The organism is Micromonospora sp. LOL_021 (assembly GCF_048060215.1).
Classification (GTDB): Bacteria; Actinomycetota; Actinomycetes; order Mycobacteriales; family Micromonosporaceae; genus Micromonospora_E.
Genome location: NZ_JBHMIN010000082.1, coordinates 1 through 18,533 on the forward strand (window position 1 = coordinate 1; position 18,533 = coordinate 18,533).

General features: G+C 69.4%; 16 protein-coding genes. 4 read left to right on the forward strand and 12 right to left on the reverse strand.

Annotated elements, in window-relative coordinates; all coding sequences use genetic code 11:
• The 11 genes from ACFHWT_RS29850 to ACFHWT_RS29900 form a co-directional block, all read right to left on the reverse strand.
• Positions 1 to 505 (reverse strand): cellulose-binding domain-containing protein (locus ACFHWT_RS29850; protein ID WP_416597990.1); only part of this gene is annotated, 505 nt, incomplete at its 3' end.
• 718 nt (positions 506 to 1,223) lie between these two features.
• Positions 1,224 to 2,330, reverse strand: a complete 1,107-nt coding sequence (locus tag ACFHWT_RS29855; RefSeq protein ID WP_416597991.1) for a sugar-binding transcriptional regulator — start codon at positions 2,328 to 2,330, stop codon at positions 1,224 to 1,226.
• 24 nt (positions 2,331 to 2,354) lie between these two features.
• Positions 2,355 to 3,308 (reverse strand): transketolase family protein, encoded by a 954-nt coding sequence (locus tag ACFHWT_RS29860; RefSeq protein WP_416597992.1) that lies wholly within the window; start codon positions 3,306 to 3,308, stop codon positions 2,355 to 2,357.
• Positions 3,305 to 4,198 (reverse strand): transketolase, encoded by an 894-nt coding sequence (locus tag ACFHWT_RS29865; protein WP_282232134.1) that lies wholly within the window; start codon positions 4,196 to 4,198, stop codon positions 3,305 to 3,307. Before ACFHWT_RS29865 ends, ACFHWT_RS29860 begins: the two co-directional genes overlap by 4 nt.
• Complete coding sequence (locus ACFHWT_RS29870; RefSeq protein ID WP_282232133.1) at positions 4,195 to 5,187, reverse strand: sugar phosphate isomerase/epimerase family protein; 993 nt, start codon at positions 5,185 to 5,187, stop codon at positions 4,195 to 4,197. Before ACFHWT_RS29870 ends, ACFHWT_RS29865 begins: the two co-directional genes overlap by 4 nt.
• Positions 5,188 to 5,279: 92 nt before the next feature.
• Positions 5,280 to 6,263, reverse strand: a complete 984-nt coding sequence (locus ACFHWT_RS29875) for a D-ribose ABC transporter substrate-binding protein (RefSeq protein ID WP_416597993.1) — start codon at positions 6,261 to 6,263, stop codon at positions 5,280 to 5,282.
• A gap of 44 nt (positions 6,264 to 6,307) precedes the next feature.
• Complete coding sequence (locus ACFHWT_RS29880; RefSeq protein WP_416597994.1) at positions 6,308 to 7,414, reverse strand: ABC transporter permease; 1,107 nt, start codon at positions 7,412 to 7,414, stop codon at positions 6,308 to 6,310.
• Positions 7,411 to 8,961 (reverse strand): sugar ABC transporter ATP-binding protein, encoded by a 1,551-nt coding sequence (locus tag ACFHWT_RS29885; RefSeq protein ID WP_416597995.1) that lies wholly within the window; start codon positions 8,959 to 8,961, stop codon positions 7,411 to 7,413. Before ACFHWT_RS29885 ends, ACFHWT_RS29880 begins: the two co-directional genes overlap by 4 nt.
• A complete protein-coding gene (locus ACFHWT_RS29890) occupies positions 8,958 to 9,626 on the reverse strand; it encodes a DUF2291 family protein (RefSeq protein WP_416597996.1) in 669 nt (222 codons plus the stop codon). The genes ACFHWT_RS29885 and ACFHWT_RS29890 overlap by 4 nt, the downstream gene beginning before the upstream one ends.
• Before the next feature lie 57 nt (positions 9,627 to 9,683).
• Positions 9,684 to 11,171, reverse strand: coding sequence for an FGGY-family carbohydrate kinase (locus tag ACFHWT_RS29895; RefSeq protein ID WP_416597997.1), 1,488 nt, complete (start codon positions 11,169 to 11,171; stop codon positions 9,684 to 9,686).
• Between the two features lie 270 nt (positions 11,172 to 11,441).
• On the reverse strand, positions 11,442 to 14,117 hold the full coding sequence (locus ACFHWT_RS29900) for a CHAT domain-containing protein (protein ID WP_416597998.1): 2,676 nt from the start codon (positions 14,115 to 14,117) through the stop codon (positions 11,442 to 11,444).
• A gap of 190 nt (positions 14,118 to 14,307) precedes the next feature.
• On the opposite strand from ACFHWT_RS29900, the gene ACFHWT_RS29905 reads away from it, so the two are divergent.
• The 3 genes from ACFHWT_RS29905 to ACFHWT_RS29915 are packed head-to-tail and all read left to right on the forward strand — an operon-like array spanning position 14,308 to position 16,749.
• On the forward strand, positions 14,308 to 15,636 hold the full coding sequence (locus ACFHWT_RS29905; protein ID WP_416597999.1) for a S8 family peptidase: 1,329 nt from the start codon (positions 14,308 to 14,310) through the stop codon (positions 15,634 to 15,636).
• 53 nt (positions 15,637 to 15,689) lie between these two features.
• Positions 15,690 to 16,310 carry an RNA polymerase sigma factor gene (locus ACFHWT_RS29910; RefSeq protein ID WP_416598000.1) on the forward strand — a complete coding sequence of 207 codons (621 nt, stop codon included), beginning with the start codon at positions 15,690 to 15,692 and terminating at the stop codon, positions 16,308 to 16,310.
• Positions 16,285 to 16,749, forward strand: coding sequence for a hypothetical protein (locus ACFHWT_RS29915; protein ID WP_416598001.1), 465 nt, complete (start codon positions 16,285 to 16,287; stop codon positions 16,747 to 16,749). Before ACFHWT_RS29910 ends, ACFHWT_RS29915 begins: the two co-directional genes overlap by 26 nt.
• A gap of 77 nt (positions 16,750 to 16,826) precedes the next feature.
• On the opposite strand, the gene ACFHWT_RS29920 is transcribed toward ACFHWT_RS29915, so the two are convergent.
• Complete coding sequence (locus tag ACFHWT_RS29920; RefSeq protein ID WP_416598002.1) at positions 16,827 to 17,870, reverse strand: hypothetical protein; 1,044 nt, start codon at positions 17,868 to 17,870, stop codon at positions 16,827 to 16,829.
• 296 nt (positions 17,871 to 18,166) lie between these two features.
• Between ACFHWT_RS29920 and ACFHWT_RS29925 the strand changes: the two genes are divergently transcribed.
• Positions 18,167 to 18,533 (forward strand): hypothetical protein (locus ACFHWT_RS29925; RefSeq protein ID WP_416598003.1); only part of this gene is annotated, 367 nt, incomplete at its 3' end.

Here is an 18,533-nt window from a genome sequence, read left to right on the forward strand (position 1 = left end):
GTGGTGCTGTGGTTGGTGGTGCTGTGGTTGGTGGTGCTGTGGTTGGTGGTGCTGTGGTTGGGGTGGTGGAGCCGGTGCAGACGGTGCCGTTCAGGGTGAACGAGGTGGGCTCCGGGTTGTTGTTGGTCCAGGCTCCGTTGAACCCTGGGCTGACGGTGCCGTTGGTGGGAATGTTGCCGTTGTACGAGGCGTTTCTGACGGTCACGTTGCTGCCGGACTGGCTGACCGAGCCGTTCCAGAGCTGAGTGATTGTCTGGCCTGCGGGGAAGGCGAACTGTAGGGTCCAGCCCGAAATCGGGTCGCCGAGGTTCGTGATGTCGATGGTTGCGCCGAAGCCGCCGGACCATTGGCTGGTGATGTTGTAGTCGACCCGGCAACCGGCTGCGGCGTTGGCTTGAGTGGCGACGGCGACTGTTGCGCCGGAAGCAACGACGAGCGCAGTCGCGGCAAGGGCGCTACGTCGGAGTCCGGACAGTCGAAATCTCCTGTGTTTGGCAAGCCTCATCGGGCTTCCTCTCTGCTGCCCTAATCAGGACGATGGGCGGCGAATAGCGCAGCTGGACCTGAGCCGAGCGCATTGCTGCCAGAAGGTGAACGGACATGTCGCCGGCTGCCGCACCAGCTGCGGGTATGAAGGACGAAAGCTTTTGCGGCCGTTGCCCTCGGCCACAGAATGAGCAGAACCTCCGGTCTCCCGAACGCCATATCGACAGTCATCGTCGCAGACAGGAATCGCAGTTGCAAGGGTAGTCGTCGCTGAATATCTATTCTCTGCCCGTTGGGTGCGCTGTTTCGCCTTGATTGGCGTCGGTGTTTGTGAAGTGCCCGGCCGGGCTGACGCTTTCCAGCGAGCGCTGCGCATGCGACAGCGAGCGTCGTTGCGGTGACCGCGCGACGCCGGGATGGGCGTAGCTGAGGGCGTGGGCCTGCTTCTCGCCGGGTGGCCGGCGTGCTACTGCTGGCCTTTGCCCTCAGCTACGTCGTCGAGGAATGGGTGCGTCCGTCGCCGTTGCCCTCGGCCACGGAACATCAGCGCTTCTGGGCTCCCAGCGCGTGTTGTCCACACCTCATCATGCCAGTAGAGGTCGGGCGCTGCAAGGAAAGTCGGTTATGAATACCTACTCGACGAGGGTGCGACATCGGTTGACTGCGGAAGTAGGCAATCTTGTCGACCTGCCAGACTTACCAGTTTCGCTGGCCTCGGCGAAACAAAATCGGATGAGCTACCGGGAAGTAGGTCGATCTGGGGTGTCAACCAGGAGTTGGGCGACCGTGAGATCGGTGATGAGCACATTGACGTGCTTGCCGAGCAGCGCGCCGCGGATGGCGGCGAGCTTGTTCCGCCCGCCAGCGACGGCGACCCGCCGAGGAATCGTCTGCAACTCTGTGGGACTGATGCCAAGGATTCGGTTGCCGAGCGGGGTGTGCACGGCCTGACCTACGGCGTCGTAGAACCGCAGACAGACATCCCCTACGGCACCGCCAGCGCGTAGGGCCGCCTGGTCAGGCTCCGCGAGGGCGTTGCCGCTCTCGAGTAGCAGCGGCGAGGGCTCGAGGCTGCCGATGCCGACCAGTGCCATCGTCAGCTTCGGCCAGGTCTGCAGCACTTCCGCGACGGTGGGATCCCGCAACAACGCCTCGCGAGCAGCCTCGGTGCCGAGCATCGCCGGCGCCGGCATGAAGAGTGGCTCGGCTCCGGTCATCGCCGCGAATCGGCTCATCAGCAGGTTTGCGCGTACCTGCACGCGAGGATTCCCGACGCCACCGACGATCTGGACAACCTGATCAACGACGCGGGCGCGGGACGGACGCATCCGTTCGACGGCGGCCAGCAGAGTCGCGCTCCACGAGGAGATACCGACCCGGTCACCGCCGGTGAGGGTGGTCTCCAGGTAGTCGGCTGCCGCCGCGCCCAGAGCTGGGAGCAGGTCATCCACGCTCGAGGCATCGACCACCACGGCCTCATGTAGGTCGTACTGCTGCTCGATGGCCTCCTCCAAGTCGGTGTGGACACCGGCCGGCAGCGACACGATCGTCCGGACGATGCCAATCTCAGTAGCTCGTTTGAGCAGCCTGGACACACGTGCCTGCGAGATGTGCAACTCATCGGCGATGCTGGTCTGCCGCATGTTCCGTTCGTGGTACATGCGGGCGACCTTCGCGACAAGCCGAACCTGGTCGTCGCTGTATGCCGCTCGTGGTTTCGTGCCGACGACGTCCTCCTCAGCTGCGGCTTGGTGGCTGCCCTCTGGCACTTGCCCGAGAGCCGGTTGGCCGATCCCTGCCGATCGTAGCGCCCGCCTTCCGGTCGGCAGGCGCACGCGCAGCACGGCCTACTCGGAACCCCGTGTGGGTCAGCGTCGAAGCGCCCGGTGGGCCGCGTCCACGATGCCGGTGGGAGAGATCCCGAAGTGATCCAGCAGCCATCGGGCCGAACCGGTGGGCGCGAATACGCCGGGGACGCCGACGAACCTGACCGGAACCGGATGGTGCTGCACAACGGTCTCCGCGACCGCTCCGCCCAGACCACCCGTGGTCAGCGCCTCTTCAACGGTGACGATCGCGCCGGTGTCCCGAGCCGCCGCGACGACGGCGTTGACGTCGAGCGGCTTCACGGTCGGCATCGACAGCACCCGCGCCTCGATGTCAAGTCGACTCAGCAGCCCGGCGGCCTCCATCGCCGCGGCCACGACGGTTCCGTTGGCGATGATTGTGAGGTCGGTTCCTTCGCGGAGCCGGACCGCCTGCCCGGCCACGAAGCGGTAGTTCTCGGCGTTGACCGCAGCGACTCCCATCCGACTGACCCGGATGAAGACCGGCCCGGGATGTCCGGCCGCCCAGCGGACCGCCTGTCCGGTCTCGGCGGGGTCGCTGGGCACGATGACCGTGAGATTGGGTATGGCACGGAGCCAGGCCAGGTCCTCGATCGAGTGGTGGGTGGGTCCCAGTTCGCCGTACGCCATGCCCGGGCTCATCCCGCACAGGTTCAGGTTGTGGTTGGAGTACGCGGCGTCGACCTTGATCTGCTCGAGCGCGCGGGCGGTGAGGAAACACGAGGCGGCCGAGACGAACGGGATCTTCCCGCCGTTGGCCAGGCCGGCGGCAACGCCCACCATGTCCTGCTCGGCGATGCCGACGTTGATCAGCCGGTCAGGAAATCTGCTGCTGAACTCGCTCAGCTTGCTGGAACCCACCGAGTCGTTGACCACCGCGACGATCCGGGGATCGGTTGCTGCGAGCTCGACGAGGGTCGCCGCGTAGGCGTCGCGGCAGTCGTGCAGGACCTGATCGGTCGTCAAGGTGCTCACTCTGTCTCCAACTCAGCGAGGGCGGTGGCAACCTGGTCGGCGTCGGGGACCTTGTGGTGCCAGGCGACCTCGTCGCTCATGAAGGTGATCGGATGGCCCTTCACCGTGTGGGCGATCACGAACGTGGGTTTGCCGTCGGCCGGGGCGCGGGTGAGCACGTCGAGCAGCGCGCCGTGGTCGTGTCCGTCTACCTCGACCGGCTGCCAACCGAAGGCACGGATCTTGTCCGCGAGTGGCTCCAGCTCGTTGGTGTCAGCGACCCGGGCACCCTGCTGCAGCCGGTTGCGGTCGACAATCGCGGTGAGGCGCTCCAACCGGTGGTGTGCGGCGGCCATCATCGCCTCCCAGTTGGAGCCCTCCTGCAACTCGCCGTCGCCGAGGACGACGAAGGTGCGTCGACGGGAACCGTCGAGCTTGCCGGCCAGGGCGGTGCCGACCGCGATCGGCAGTCCGTGCCCGAGCGGGCCGGTGTTGGCCTCGACACCGCGGACCTTGGTCCGGTCGGGATGTCCGTTGAGCTTCGACAGCGGCTGCAGGAATGTGTCCAGGGCGACCGGGTCGAGCAGACCGGCGGCGGCCAGCGTGGCGTAGAGTGCGCCGGCCGCGTGACCTTTGGACAGGATGAGCCGATCTCGCTCCGGATCATCTAAATGGTCTGCGGAGATCTCCAGCACGTGCAGATAGAGGGTGGCCAGGATGTCGATGACACTGAATTCGCCACCGACATGCCCCAGCCCGGCCGCGTTGATCATGCTGATGTCGCGCCGCCGGATGAGCCGGGCTCCCTCCCGGATGTGCGCGATGATCGCTTCCCGGCCGGCCTCGGGGCCGATCCGACCGAGAACCGGCAGCGCCGGGGTGTCGGGGGCAGCGACCGGTGCCGCGTTCATCGGTCCACTGCCATTGATCGCAGCAGGGCGTCCTGCACCAGGCGTTGTGCGGTGAGTGCGTCCTGGCGGTGCTGTGCCTCGCGTAGCGCCTGAACGTCGAGCAGATCCAGACCTCGGTGCACCGCTTTGAGGAAGCGGATCGACAGCCGGGCCGCCTCGATGCTGTCCTCCCGGAACGGGAACTGGTCGAGCTGCCAGACGCCTTCCCAGTTGTTCACTCGCAGGGTGTAGAAGAACTCGAAGATCTCGGTGAGGTGGACGGTGCCGACGACCAGGTCGTCGTCCCAGCCGCGGAGGTTGTCGTTGACGTCCATCCCGTAGAGCCGGCCGTGGTCGATGAGCAGCTGAGCGGCGTCGGCGGGCGACTCTCCGCCATACAGTGAGTGACCGAAGTCGAGCAGGACCCCGACGTTGTCCAAGCCGATCTGCTGGATGCCCAGCAGCGAACGGGCGGCGGAGTCCCAGGTCATGTGCACCCGGGGCTCGCGCGGCTTGTACTCGATGGCGAACTTCAGGTCGGGATGAGCGCCAGCGAGCTCGCGCATGCCGTCGACGGCCAGTGCCCAGAGCTGCCGGTGGTCCACCTGGAACGGGTAGTCCCAGCCGTCCTGACCGGGCCATATCTTGACGTAGTCGGCGCCGAGCTCGCGGACGACTCCGGCTGCCTCGTGCATCAGGTCGAGCGCGGCGGACCGCACCGCCGGGTCCGGGTTGGTGAAGGCACCCTTGCTGAACCTGCGCAGGTAGATCTCCGGCGTGATGCCGATGGCAGCCAGGCCGGCCTCGGCAAGCGCGTCCTTCACCTCAGACAGACCGACTCCCGCAGTGAACGGGTAGTTCAGATCGACCACGGACAGCTCACCGACCTCGCCCGCCCGGGCTATTGCTTCCAGGGTGGTGACAGCGGGGGCGTAGCCGTCCACCGCGTAGCGGTCGACGTAACTGGCGAAGTGCCACAGTCCGGCACCGAACCTCGGCTCACTAGGCATATCTATTCAACTCCGAAATCCGATTCATTAGAAGGTTACCAGAGCCCGGTAGGGGCGCAAAGCTTCCCAGCGCCCCTACCGGGCGGCGTACGTCACTCCAGCGCGAACAAGGTGTACGAGTCGGCGTTGTCCGCGGTGATCAGGGCGCAGTCGATGGACTGCTTTTCGGGCTGGCTGGCGGTACCGGTGCGAATCACCTCGTCGGCCTGTTCCACCGCGGTTTTGGCGATCAGCACGGCCGGCTGCAGGCCGGTCGCGAGCAACTCGCCGGCCTTGATCGCGGCCACCGCGTCCGGGCTGCCATCGAAGCCGGCGATGACGATGTCGTCGCCCAGGCCGGCGGCCTTGACCGCGGCCAGTGCGCCCAGTGCCATCGTGTCGTTACCCGCAATAATGCCCTTGATGTCCGGGTTCGTCTGCAGAATCGTCTCCGTCTTGGTGAACGCCTCCTGCTGGTCCCAGTTCGCCGTCTCCTGGGCGACCAGCTGCATGTCCGGGTACTGCGAGATCACACCCGAGTAGGCGCTGGAACGAACTCCGGCGTTGGTGTCGGAGGCCTTGCCGGTCAGCTCGACGTAACCGCCGCTACCGTCCATCGCCCGGACGAACTCCTCGGCGACCAGCGCGGCACCCTGTGAGTTGTTCGCCACGATCTGCGCAGTGGCCAGGCCGGTCTCGTTGATCTCCCGGTCGATGAGGAAGACCTTGACATCGGCCTCGACCGCCTTACGGATCGGGCCGATCGACGCGTCGGCGCCGGCGTTGTCGAGGATGATCGCTTTGGCCCCAGCGCTGATCGCCGAATCGATCAGCTCGGACTGCTTGTTGGGGTCGTCGTCGTGCGACGTCGACGTTGTCTCGTAGCCGAGCGACTCGGCCTTGGCCACCGCCGCGTCGGCCTCTGCCTTGAAGAACGGGTTGTCGTGCGACGGGGTGATGACGGCGATCAGGCCGCCGGCCGAGTCGGGCGAACCGTCGGTGGCCGGTGCGGTGCCGTCGTCGGTGCCGCACGCCGCCAGAGCGAGCGTCCCGGCGACCAGCAGCGCGGTCGCTCGCAGTACGGGAGAACGGAACATCGGTGCTGCCTCCTCAGTTGGAAAATTGTGGGGGATGGGGACGGCTACGGGGATGCCTGTCTCGCCGCCGTAGCTGCAGTGGAGCGTTTGAGCCGTTGCTGGCCCTGATCGAGCAGCACGGCGAGGATGATCACCGCTCCCTTGATCACGATCTGCCAGAACGTCGAGACTCCGACCATCACGAGACCGTCGGAGAGAAAACCGATCACGAACGCACCGACCAACGCGCCACGGACCGTGCCCCGCCCGCCGGCCAGAGACGCACCGCCGATCACCACGGCGGCGATCGCGTTGAGTTCGAAGGTCTCCCCGGACTGTGGCGCGGCCGAGGTCAGCTCCGAGGCGATGATCAGACCGACCATGGCGGCGCAGAATCCGGACAGCATGTAGACCCACATTTTGACCTTGCGGATCGGTACGCCGGACAGCTCGGCCGCCCGCTCGTTGCCGCCGACGCTGTACAACCAGCGCCCGAACGGCATCCGACGGATCAGCACCATCGCGAGCAGGGCCAGCAGCACCATGATCCAGATCGAGGTGGGAATACCGAGCAGTCGGCCGCGGCCAAGGAAGCCGAAACCGGTGTTGCCTAGTTCCGGGCTGCCCTCGAGCCGGGGGAACGTGGCGCCGTCCGAGATCAGCATGGCGATCCCGCGCGCCACGTACAGCATGCCGAGGGTGGCGATGAACGGGGCCAGGTTGAATCGTGCGACTAGCAGCCCGTTGACCGCGCCGACTAGCATCCCGACCGCGAGGGAGATGACGATCACCGCCCACACCTGCGGGTACAGGACGACGTCGAAGGAATTGATCTCCCAGCCCTGCAGCAGCACCCCGGCGACGATGCCGGACAGCCCCACGATCGAGCCGACAGACAGATCGATGCCGCCGGTGAGGATGACTAACAGCATGCCCAGCGCGAGAATGGCGTTGATCGCCACATGGCGGGTCATCGTGATCAGGTTGCTGCTGGTCAGGTAGGTGTCGGACAGCGAAGCGAAGATGACCACGATGACGGCGAGGGCGATGAACGCCCGCAGCTCCAGGGCGGCGTCGCCCAGCCGGCGGGTCCAGGTCGGTCCCGATCGCACCGTCGGCCGGCGTTCGCCGGCCGTGGCGGTGGCCGGCTCGCTGGTGCGGATGCTGGTCATACGGTCGCTCCATTCGACGGTGGCGGCGGCTCGGCCTCGCCGGAGGCCGCCATGAGCTGCTCCTTGCTGGTGGTCGCCGGGTCCAGGATCTGCACCACCCGACCGCGGTACATCACCACCACCCGGGTGGCGGCGTTCAGCGCCTCACCCAGCTCCGAGGTGGCGAACAGCACCGCGACACCCTGCCGGGCCTGGTCCGCCATCAGGGTGAAGATGTCCGCCTTGGCGCCGACGTCGATACCCCGCGTCGGTTCGTCCAGCAGCAGCACCTGCGGCTCGGTCAGCAGCGCCTTTCCGATCACCACCTTCTGCTGGTTGCCGCCGGACAGCGAAGTGATCGCTACACCGGCACCAGCGGCCTTCACCGTGACACTGGCAATCGTTCGGCCGACCGCGCTGGCCTCCTTCGCCCGGGCGATGAGCGGCCCGAGCCGGAGCCGCCGGATCGCCGCCAGTGTCAGGTTCTCGCCGACCGACATGGTCTGCACCAGGCCGTCCCGTTGACGATCCTCAGGAACCAGTACGAGCCCCAGGCTGATTCGCTCGGCGATGCCCGCCGAGGCGACGTCCCGGCCGGCTACCGCGACCGATCCAGCGTGCAGCGGAAGCCGGCCGGCTAGCGCCTCCAGAAGTTCGGTACGGCCAGCGCCCATCAGGCCGTACAGACAGACCACCTCGCCGGCGTGCACGGTCAGGTCCAGACTGTCGACGGCGAGGCGAGCCGGGTTGGTCGCGTCCACGACGCTCAACCCGCGGATCTGCAGCAGCGGCTCGCCCGCGGATGTCGTCAGCTTCGGGTACAGGTCGTCCGGGCTGCGACCGACCATGTTCGCGACGATCCAGTTCAGGTCGACGTTGGCGGCGTCGTCGGTGGCGATGAGCGTCCCGTCGCGCAGTACGGCGACATCGTCGGCGATCTCCAATGCCTCCTCCAAGTGGTGGGAGATGTACACGATCGCCACACCGTTGCCGGTCAGCTCGCGGATGACCCGGAACAGCACCTCGACCTCGGAAGCGCTCAGCGCGGAAGTCGGTTCGTCCATGATCAGAACCCGGGTGTCGAGCGAGATCGCACGCGCGATCTCGACGATCTGCTGCTGACCCAGACGCAGGTCACCGACCAGGGTGTCCGGGTCGATCGGCTCCTCCAGCCGGTCCAGCAGGGCCGCTGTGATCCGCCGTTGCCCTCGAGAGTCGAGCAGACCCCCGCGCCCGGTGCGCTCACGCCCGAGGAACAGGTTGTCGGTCACGCTGAGGTTCGGGCACAGGTTGAGCTCCTGGTGGATGATCGCGACGCCGTGCCGGACGGCGTCAGCGGCCGACCGGAACGTCACCGGCGTGCCGTCCATCTCGATCACCCCGCTCGACGGCGTCTCCACCCCGGCCAGGATCTTCATCAAGGTCGACTTGCCGGCGCCGTTCTCACCGAACAGGGCGGTGACGGCGCCGGTACGGATGCTGAAATCGACCTCGGTGAGCGCGTGGGTGCCGCCGTACACCTTGCTGACCGCACGGGTGCGCATCACCACCGGACCGGCGGTGTTCACGGTGCCGCCGCCAGCTCGACCGGCGTGACCTGGATCAGCTTCGGGTTGCTGCCGTAGGTGAACGCACCCACGAACGACACCTGTTTGCCGGCTGCGGCCTCGGCGTCGAACCCCGCCAGCACCTTCGCCTTCACCTGGTTGTTCAGCTCGGTGGCGGCGTCGGCGTACTCCAACTGATTGAGGAACTGGTCGAAGGTGATGAAGCCGACGGCGTCGCGAAGGGCGGTGCCGTTGATCGCCGGCCCGATCTGCAAACTCACCTGCACCCCTGCGGGCACCCCGTCGATCTGCAGTGGCAGCAGGGTGCCCGCGACTGGTCCGGCCACGCCGGTGCCGGAGACGGCGAAGGCATAGCGGGCGTTCGGGCCGTCGCGGTGCCCGTACTCCTGTCCGGCCGCCGCCGGGTCGGCGGTGACTGCCTCCAGCAGCTGGGTGATGTCGACCGCGTTCTGTTCGATGGCGGGCACCACCTCTGAGTCGTAGCGCTGTGCGGCGTACTCGGAGGCGTTGAACTGCTGTGCCGCACCTGCGACGGCGGCTTCCTCCGCATCGACCACCTTGGTGGTGGACACGATCGCGATCAGCAGCGCCACCAGGCACGTACCGCCGATCACCGAAGGACGGCGTAGCAACGCTACGGCGGATTGTCGGGTTGTCTGCGTCATCGCGAAGGTGCTCCTCTCGTCGGGGTTGTCGCGGACGGGTCGCGGCTCGTCCGGTCGTCAGTCGCCGACGTCCGGCAGGTCAGACACCAGACCGACCCTGGACCGCGCAACGGCTGCGGCCCACTCGGTTCGGCACCGGGTCCGGGCCTCGGCCGCCATGGTGGGCTCGACGAGCATGCCTGCGGACACCGCCGTGTCGGCATCGGTCAGGCCGAGCGACTGCCGGGCGAGAGTCGCCGCGCCCAGCGCGGACGCGTCCACCGCGTCCGCCACCCGAATCGACCGGCCCAGCAGGTCGGCCTGCAACCGCATGAGTCGACCGCTGGCGGTGGCGGCACCGTCGGTGTGCAGCACGTCGATCGCGGACGAGTCGACCTCGATCGCCTCGAGTACGTCGGTCACCTGGTGAGCGACACTCTCCAGGGCAGCCATCGCCAAATGCGCCCGGTCCGTGCCGCCGGTGATTCCGGTCAGGATGCCGGTCGCGGACCGGTCCCAGTACGGGGCGCCGAGACCGGAGAACGCCGGTACGAAGTGCACACCGCCGGCGTCGTCGACCGCGTCGGCGACCTTCTCCAGTTGCCCCACGTCGGGCAGGCCGAGAGTACGGGCCATCCAGGCAAGCGCGGCTCCGGACGCGATGATGTTGCCTTCCCGGGCATAGGTCGGCTTGCTGGTCAGCCAGGCCAGTGTTGTGGCCACCCCGGTGGCCGGGACGTCGGGGCGCGCGACCGCCGCCATCACCGAGGTCCCAGTGCCGTAGGTGGCCTTCGCCGTACCGGGCAGGTGACAACCGTGCTGGTACAGCGCGGCGTGCGAGTCGGCCAGCACTGCGGCGACTGGCAGCTTCGCCGGCAGTACGCCGAGGTCGGCGGTGACCCCGAAGCCCGCGTCGGAGGCTCGCACGGGGGGCAGAACCGCGCGGGGTACGCCGAACGCGGTCAGTAGGTCCGTGTCCCAGTCCAGCGTCGTGAGGTCGTACAGCAGCGTTCGGGAAGCGTTGCCGGCCTCGCAGGCGAACACAGCTCCACCGGTGAGGTTCCAGACGAGCCAGGCGTCGACCGTGCCCACGGCGATCCCGGCCTGCTGCGCCGTGCCGGGTTGAGTCATACCTGCCGCCGCCAGCAGCCAGGCCATCTTGGGTGCGGAGAACATCGGGTCCAACGGCAGTCCGGTCCGCTGGCGTACGGTGTCGGCCAGCCCGGCGGCGATCAGCTGCCGGCACTTGTCGTCCGCTCGGGCGTCCTGCCAGCTGAGCACCGGGCCGATCGGCCGGCCGGTGCGGCGGTCCCACCCGACGACGGACTCCCGCTGGCTGGACACGGCGACCGCGGTGGGGGTCTGGCCGCCTGCGGCGTCGAGGCAGTCCCGAACCGCGGTCAGAACGCTGCGCCACAGCTCCTCGGCGTCCTGTTCGACCCAGCCCGGGCGGGGGAAGGTGACGCCTGCGGGGGCCGACGCCCGGCCGAGGACCGTCCCGGAGCCGTCGACGAGCAACGCCTTCGTGTTGGTGGTGCCCTGGTCCACCGACAGGATCGTGTCCATCGTCACCCTCTGGATATCTATTCACTATTGAATCAATTGGTCATCAGGTTACGGCCCCGTGACCACCACGTGTCAAGAGTCGGCTGCGTACCCGTTACTGCACGATCTGTGTCCGCTGGCGGCGTTCACCGGTCAGTGGCGGGCTGGGTGAGACCGGCGGGGTCGGCCAGCGCCGTCGCTCGTCAGCTAACCGGAGGTCCGGTACGGTGGCAGGCGAATTCTGCGGCCCCTCGACAACGCCAACGGCGGAGCGGCCGACGGCACCTGGGCTCAACCGGCGCCGAAGCAGACGAACGCGGCGGCCGTCGCATGCCGGGCCCCGACCGCACCGTCCGGGTCCGCGGCGAACGCCCGCTGTGCCCGGGCCAGCGCCACCGCCGGAGCATGCCCGGCCAGCATCTCGCGGTGCAACTCCAGCATCAGCGCGGTGGTCAGCTCGCCCGGCACCGGCAGCACCGTCGCGATCAGACAGCGGGCGCCCAGCGCCAGCAGCACCGCAGTGAAGCCCATCACCTCGTCGCCGGGGCGGATCCCGGCCAGCCCGGAATCACAGGCCGACAACACCACGCAACCGGGCGGACTGATGATCCGCTCCAGTTCGTACGCGGTCAACGGTCCGTCAGCCAGCTCCAGCGTAGAGAACAGCGGGTTGTCCGCCCGGAAGCGCCCGTGCGCGGCGATGTGCGCCAGCCCAGCGCCGTTGAGCGCCCCGGTTACCGCGTCGGCGGTGGCGGCGGCCCTGGTGAGCACGCGGGAGCCGGGCAGCACCGCACCGAGCTGCCGTACCTCGGTCTCGGCAGCCGGCAGTCGCGGCCCGGCCACCAGGACCGCCGGTCCGCCGGCCCGCTGCACCCCGGCCGCCGGTCCGCCGGCCCGCTGCGGGTCCGCCCCGCCGGTGCGTCGGCCGGTGGCCCGCAGCCACGCTGTCGCCGACGGGGCCACCGTCACCGCCCGGCCCGCACAGGTCGGCAGACCCGACCACGGTACGGCGTGCAGCTCGCCGATCGGCACGATCACCAGCGGTCGGTCGGCGATCAGGTCGCGTACCGGATCGAACAGCTGCCGGTCCAACGCGCCGGCCGTGTGCCGTACCCCGGCCTGGGCGTCGGCACTGTCGCCGGTGGTGACCAGCCGACGCAGACCGAACCGGTGCAGCCGGGCCACCCGTACCGTGTCGGTCAGTGACCCGAGATCGTGCAGCGTCGGCCGGCCGTCGCGGACCAGCACCGCGAGCAGCCGCTCGCCGTGCGCCACCAGTTCCAGCAGTACGGCGGCACCGAGCGCCCCGGCGAGGTCGGCGACCCCGGGCGGCGCGAGCAGTTCGCCGCCACCGTTGACCCCTCGGGCCAGCTCCCGGATCCGCTGCTCCAGCCGGGCCTGACTGCCGCGTAGCGTCTGTACCGGGTTGCCGGCCAACAACGCGTCCTCGAGTGCGGCGCTGACCATCCGCAGCTCGGTCAGCGCGGTGGCCAGGTCCGGATCCGGTGGCGGTGAGACCCGCCGCATCCGTAGCGCGTTGGCCCGCCACCGTTCCGCCCAGGTGAACACCTGCGCCGGTGCGCCCCGCTGGATGGCGATGTCCAGGCCTTCGGCGGCCAGCTCCTTACCGTACGTCCCGCTGTTGGCCCGCAGCTCGGTCGCGCCGAGCGAGGCGCGGTGCCCATCGAGTACCGCTAGACCGTGGCGTAGCGCACGGGCCGCCCCGGACTCGTCGCCGGCCAACCGGTGGCGCAACGCCAGGGCATACCACCCCTGCGCCCGGCGGGGCGCGGTGCCCCGCCGCCGGGCGTCAGCGGCGACCTCCAGCAGGTCGACCGCCCGGCTGTGCCGGCCCAGCGTGCTGGCCAGCCGGGCGGCCTCGATCCTGCTGGTCAGCGCCGGTCCGGGCCAGCCGGTGGCGTCGAGCTGGTCGGCGGTACGGATCATCGCGGCGAGCAGCGCAGGGGACCGAGCGCCCCGGGCGTACCCGGCCCGCAGCTCGACGTGCCGGGCGAGGACTGCCCAGGCCCGCCGGCCCTGCCGTCGGAACCGGCTACGCGCCGCCCCGGCGGTGTCGGCCGCGGTGGCCAGGTCGCCGGCGAGCAGCGCGGCCCGTGCCTGGGCGAGCAGCGCCTCGGCCAGGTCGGAGGCCATCCCGAGCCGGCGCAGCTCGGTCACGGCGGTCTCGGCCACCGTGACCGCCTCGTCGATCAGCGGTACGGACAGCAGCAGCTCGAAGCGGTCCAGCAGCAGCGCGGGGCGGGGCACCGCGAGCCGGCGGTATTCGTTGTCGACGTCGGCGAAGCAGTGCAGCGCGCCGGCCACGTCGCCGCGTTGTCCGGTGGCGATGCCGCTGTTCCACCGGGCGTCGGCGGCGGCCAGGTCCAGCCCGAGCTGACTGAAGATGGCCGCGGCGCGGTTCAGATCGTCGTCGGTGTCGGCATCGAGGTGGGCGTTCAGGTGGGCGTTGAGCAGCCCTCGGTTGTTGCGGGCGCGCGCCTCCAGCAGCAGGTCGCCTTCGCGGCGGGCGATCTCCACCGCTTGGTCGTAGTCGCGGACCGCCTCGTCGAACCGGCCCCGGTAGTGCAGCACCACGCCGCGCTGCATCCGGGCCCGGCCGGCGTCGGCGCCGGTCAGCTGCGGCAGGGCCAGGGTGACGACCCGCAGCGCGGCGGTGGTCCGGCCGGCGCTGGCCAGGACGTAGCCGAGGCTCATCCGGGCCAGTGCTCGAAGCCGGGCGTCGTCCCCGGCCCGCACCGCCCGGCGCAGGTGACGTGCTGCGCCGGTCAGGTCGTTGAGCTCACGTAACGCCAGGCCGATGGCGCGTTCCGCAGTGGACCGGGTGCGGGCGTCCGGCGCGTCGGCGAGCACCCGGTGGGCGATCGAGATGGCCTCGTGTGGGTAGCGCTGGACGGTGTCCAGGGCCCGCTGTGCCAGGTCGACACCGGAATCGGTGCGTTCGGTCACGAGACAGAGAATTCCCCACCCGTGCACTCCGGGTCAACGCCGGCGCCCGGACGCCAGTCATTTAATTGACACATAACTATCCTTTGAAATAATCGTGTCGGTCCCGTAACCTTCTGTGGTCGCCCTCGTGGTGCCGGCCCCATCTCCCACCCGCTTGGAGGGTCAGGTGTCGTCCGACCACCGTCACCCCGTGCCGGGTCTCCCCGGGCAGGTCTCCCGCCGGCAGCTGATGGGGTGGTCCGCGCTGGCCGCCGCGCTGCTGCCCCTCGGTCCGGCGACCAGCTGGTCGCACCCGGTCGGCTGGGCCGGCACACCCGGACCCGACGACCGGTCCCTCGACCAGAGCTACCAACGGGCGTTCCTGGAGATCCTGGCCGCCCAGCCGGCGGTTCGGCGGTACACCGCGGCAGCCGGCAAGGAGTTCCTCTACCGCCCCCGGCAACTTCTGGTCGCCCCAACCGATGTCGAGCGGGTGACGGCCCGGCTGCGCGCCGACGGCCACCAGGTCACCGAGGACGACGGCTTCGCTCAGGTCCGCCGGCTGCGCTTCGACCGGGAGACCGACGTCCCCGCCGTGGTCGACCAGCTCCGCGACCCGCGCCAGTGGCCCGGCGGGCGGGCCCCGCAGGTGCAGCCGCACCACGTCCTGCTCGGCTTCGGCAACATCATGGGCAACCCCGGCGGGCCACCACGGGTAGCGGCAGCGCTGCCACCGCCGGACCCGGCCCGCCTCGGTGAAGGGGCCGACGTCACGGTCGGCGTCTGCGACACCGGCATCTGGCGGCTGGCCGGCGACGTGCACCCGGACTGGCTCGGCCGCAGCTATCTGCCGGAGCCCGACGACGAGGACCCGCTGTACCTCGGCGGCACCCAACTGGCCCTGCAGGGCGGGCACGGCACCTTCGTCGCCGGTGTCGTACGGCAGGCCGCCCCCGGCGTACGGGTCGACCCGGAGTCCGCACTGGACGCCAACGGCATCGGCGACGAGGAGAGCCTGATCGCCGCGATCGGCCGGCTCGGCCAGCAGGTGTCGGTCATCAACCTCTCCCTCGGCTACTTCACGCAGCACGACCAGCCGCCGTTGCCGCTGGCCAACGCCGTCGCCGCGCTGCCCAAGACGACGGCGGTGGTCGCCGCCGCCGGCAACGCCGGCACCAGCCGCCCGTCCTGGCCGGCGGCGCTGCCCGGGGTGCTGGCCGTCGCCGCCCTCGACGCGACCGACGCGACCGACGGCGTCCCGGTGCCGGCCGACTACAGCGGTTACGGCTCGTGGGTGGACGCCAGCGCGTACGGCGACCGCACCAGCACGTACGTCGACGGGGAGATGGTCCTGCCCGGCCAGCCGGTGCTGCACTTCGACGGCTTCGCCGCCTGGGCCGGCACCTCCTTCGCCACCGGCCACGTGTCCGGTCGGCTCGCCGCCCTGATGACCGGCACCGGGCTGGACGCGGCGGCCGCCGCGGCGGTGCTGACCGCCGGCCCGGCCTGGCACCCCGACTACGGCGTGCTGGTCGGATGAGTAGCCCGGACCCAGCGCCGGCTCCCGACCCAGCGCCGGCTACCGTCCCCGACTTGGTTTCCGCTGCCGCCGACGGCGACGAGACCGCCTGGGCTGCACTGGTCCACCGGTACGGCCCGCTGGTAGCGGCGGTGATCCGCAGCTACGGGCTCGACCACGCCGACGCCGCCGACGTCAACCAGACCGTCTGGCTGCGGCTGGTCGAGCACCTCGGCCGGCTGCGTGAGGCACATGCTCTGCCCGCGTGGCTGGTGACCACCACCCGACGGGAGTGTCACCGAATGCTGCGGCTCGGCCGGCGTACGCAGCCGTTCGACCCGTACGACGAGTCGACCGACGCGCATATCGGTGTCTTCCGGCTGGTCGACCCGACGACCCCTGACGAGGATCTGCTCCGGGACGAGCGGTGCCAGGCGCTGCGCGACGCGCTCGCCGAGTTGCCGCCGCGCTGCCGGGAACTACTCACGCTACTCGTCGCCGACCCGCCGGCCAGCTACCGTGAGATTGGCGAGCGACTCGGCATGCCCACTGGAAGTGTCGGCCCGACCCAGGCCCGATGCCTGGCGAAGCTGCGCAACTGCCCAGCCCTCGCCCCGTACGTCAGGATTGGCCCGCCCGGAGAGCAGCAGGGGAACGGAGGTGAACGTGATGCGGCAGTGGCCACCAAACAGTGACGACGAGCTGCTGATCGAGCTGGGTGCCGCCCTGCGCGACTCCGGACCGGTGCCGGAGCACTTTCTGGCCGCGGCACTGGCCGCGTTCAGCTGGCGGACCGTCGACGCCGAGCTGGCGGTCGCCGAGTTGACCTTCGACTCGGCCTGTGACCTGGAGCCAGTCGGGTCGACCCGGTCCGGCGGCACCGACCGGACCCTGACCTTCCGGTCCGGTCCGGTGGTCCTCGCCGTCGAGGTCACCGCGAGCGGGGTGGTGGGGCAGCTCTCTCCGGCCGCGCCGGGCCGGCTCAGTGCCCGGTCCGCTGGCGGGCAGTACGAGGACGTGCCGGTGGACGAGGCCGGGTTCTTCTCGATGGGCGTACCGCCGACCGGCCCGGTGCAGCTGCGGGCCAGCACCGCGACGTACAAGGTCCGGACCTGCTGGGTCAGTCTTCGCTGAGCCAGCAGATCCGGAACCTCGTCGGGACGGAGGTCACGGGTCCCGGACGCCACCTCCGTCCCTGCCCTGCGAGGTGGCTAACGGTCCTGCTTGCTGACGGTCACGTCGTAGCGCACACCACCCAGGTCGGCCCGGTCGGAGCCGTCGACGTCCGGGCCGAACTGCGTCACCAGTACGGCGATCGGCTTCTTAACCAAGTTGGTGGCGGTGAACAGCAGTCGCATGGTCAGCCGCTCGTTGCCCCGGAGCATCAGGTTGTCCAGACTGGCCTGGCCCGGTTCGACGATCTCGACCCGGTTACGGCCCGCCTCCCGGATGCCCTTGCCGGCCATGCCGCCATCGACCCAGCGGGCGAACAACGTCGGCCCGAGATCCACCACCAGTCGCCCACCGGCGGCCTGCAGTGGTGCACCTTCCGCGCTGAAGACCACGCTGTTGCGGGTCGGCTCCCGCAGGACGTTGCCGATCGCGAACGGCCGGACCTCGGTCTGCCCGTTGGCCGACAGCGCCACCGAGTCGACGTTGCGCCACGCGATGTTGTTGTTCTGCCGGGTGTTCACACTGTTGCTCGGACCTTCGATGGTCATCGGGTCGTTGGGGGAGACCCAGCGGGCGAGCAGACAGAAGTGTCCCGGACCGGGGACACCGTTCCAGGGGATGGTGACGGTGGTGACACCGGCGTAGACCGGCACCGACATCCAGCCGATCTCGGTCCAGTGGGTGGGCCAGGTCGCGCCACCGCCCGGCGTGGTCCGGTAGACGTGAATCTCACCCTGCTCCATGCCGCCGGAACCGTACGGTCCGGGGTTGCGTAGCTTGATGAAGATGTAGTTGGTCTGCCCGACGATCGGGTTCTGGCTGGTCGCGCACTCGACGGCGGTGGGGCAGACCTTGATGTCAGGGCTCGCCCAGATCGTGTTCAGCCCGTGCGGTTGAATCCCGACGTCCGACGGATGGTCCATCAGGTAGACGTCAACGGGCGCGGCAGCGGCGCTGCGGTCGGTCGAGCGGTCCAGCGCCGCCGCTGTGGCCGAGGTGACCGGCAGCAGCAGCGCCAGCGTGGCCGTGCCGATCAGTGCGAGCGTGGATCTGCGTACGCGTTGCGTCAGACGCGTGGACACGATTTCCTCCCGAAGGGGGTAGGAGTGTGGCGACCGCCGTGGTGCCGACGGTCGCGGGGTGGACACTCCTACCGAGAGGGATCGACGCCCAAAAATACCTCCGCCGGGCTCGGTTCGTTGTCAGATGGCGGAAATCAGTCGGAAATCCGGGCAGGGCGGTCGTTCCGTGACGGGTGAGAGTTGCGGCGATGTCTGCCAGTGCAGTCCACCCGCGCTTGACATGGCGTCGATGCGCCAGTTTCCTAGATGTGATCGATTGAAGTCGATGGCCGGTCGGTGTCATTGGAGGGACAGCCGTGCGTACCCCATCCCGCTGGCGCGGCGGTGCCGCCGCGCTGACCAGCGTCGCACTCGTCGCCGTCGTCCTGCTCGGCGCATCCCCCGCCGCCGCGCGGTACGGCGGACCGGCCGGCCCGACGACCCCGACCACGCTGTGGGCCAGCACCAACGGCGTCGCGATCAACCTGACCTGGCAGCAACCGCCCACCGGGCCACGGATCCACTCCTTCCGGGTGTACGAGGGCGGAGAGGTGGTCGCCCGCACCAGCACCACGTCAACGATGATGAACGTGGCCTTCGGTTCGTCGCACACGTACACCGTGACCGCCGTCGACCGGCACGGGCGGGAGTCGGCGCCGACCGACCCGGTGACCGGCCGCTCCT

What these genes read in the sequence shown, in the direction of transcription:
- ACFHWT_RS29865 (WP_282232134.1), bottom strand. Translation starts at nt 4,198, where the DNA reads ATGAACGCGGCACCGGTCGCTGCCCCCGACACCCCGGCGCTGCCGGTT.
- ACFHWT_RS29870 (WP_282232133.1), bottom strand. Translation starts at nt 5,187, where the DNA reads ATGCCTAGTGAGCCGAGGTTCGGTGCCGGACTGTGGCACTTCGCCAGT.
- ACFHWT_RS29875 (WP_416597993.1), bottom strand. Translation starts at nt 6,263, where the DNA reads ATGTTCCGTTCTCCCGTACTGCGAGCGACCGCGCTGCTGGTCGCCGGG.
- ACFHWT_RS29880 (WP_416597994.1), bottom strand. Translation starts at nt 7,414, where the DNA reads ATGACCAGCATCCGCACCAGCGAGCCGGCCACCGCCACGGCCGGCGAA.
- ACFHWT_RS29890 (WP_416597996.1), bottom strand. Translation starts at nt 9,626, where the DNA reads ATGACGCAGACAACCCGACAATCCGCCGTAGCGTTGCTACGCCGTCCT.
- ACFHWT_RS29895 (WP_416597997.1), bottom strand. Translation starts at nt 11,171, where the DNA reads ATGGACACGATCCTGTCGGTGGACCAGGGCACCACCAACACGAAGGCG.
- ACFHWT_RS29915 (WP_416598001.1), top strand. Translation starts at nt 16,285, where the DNA reads ATGCGGCAGTGGCCACCAAACAGTGACGACGAGCTGCTGATCGAGCTG.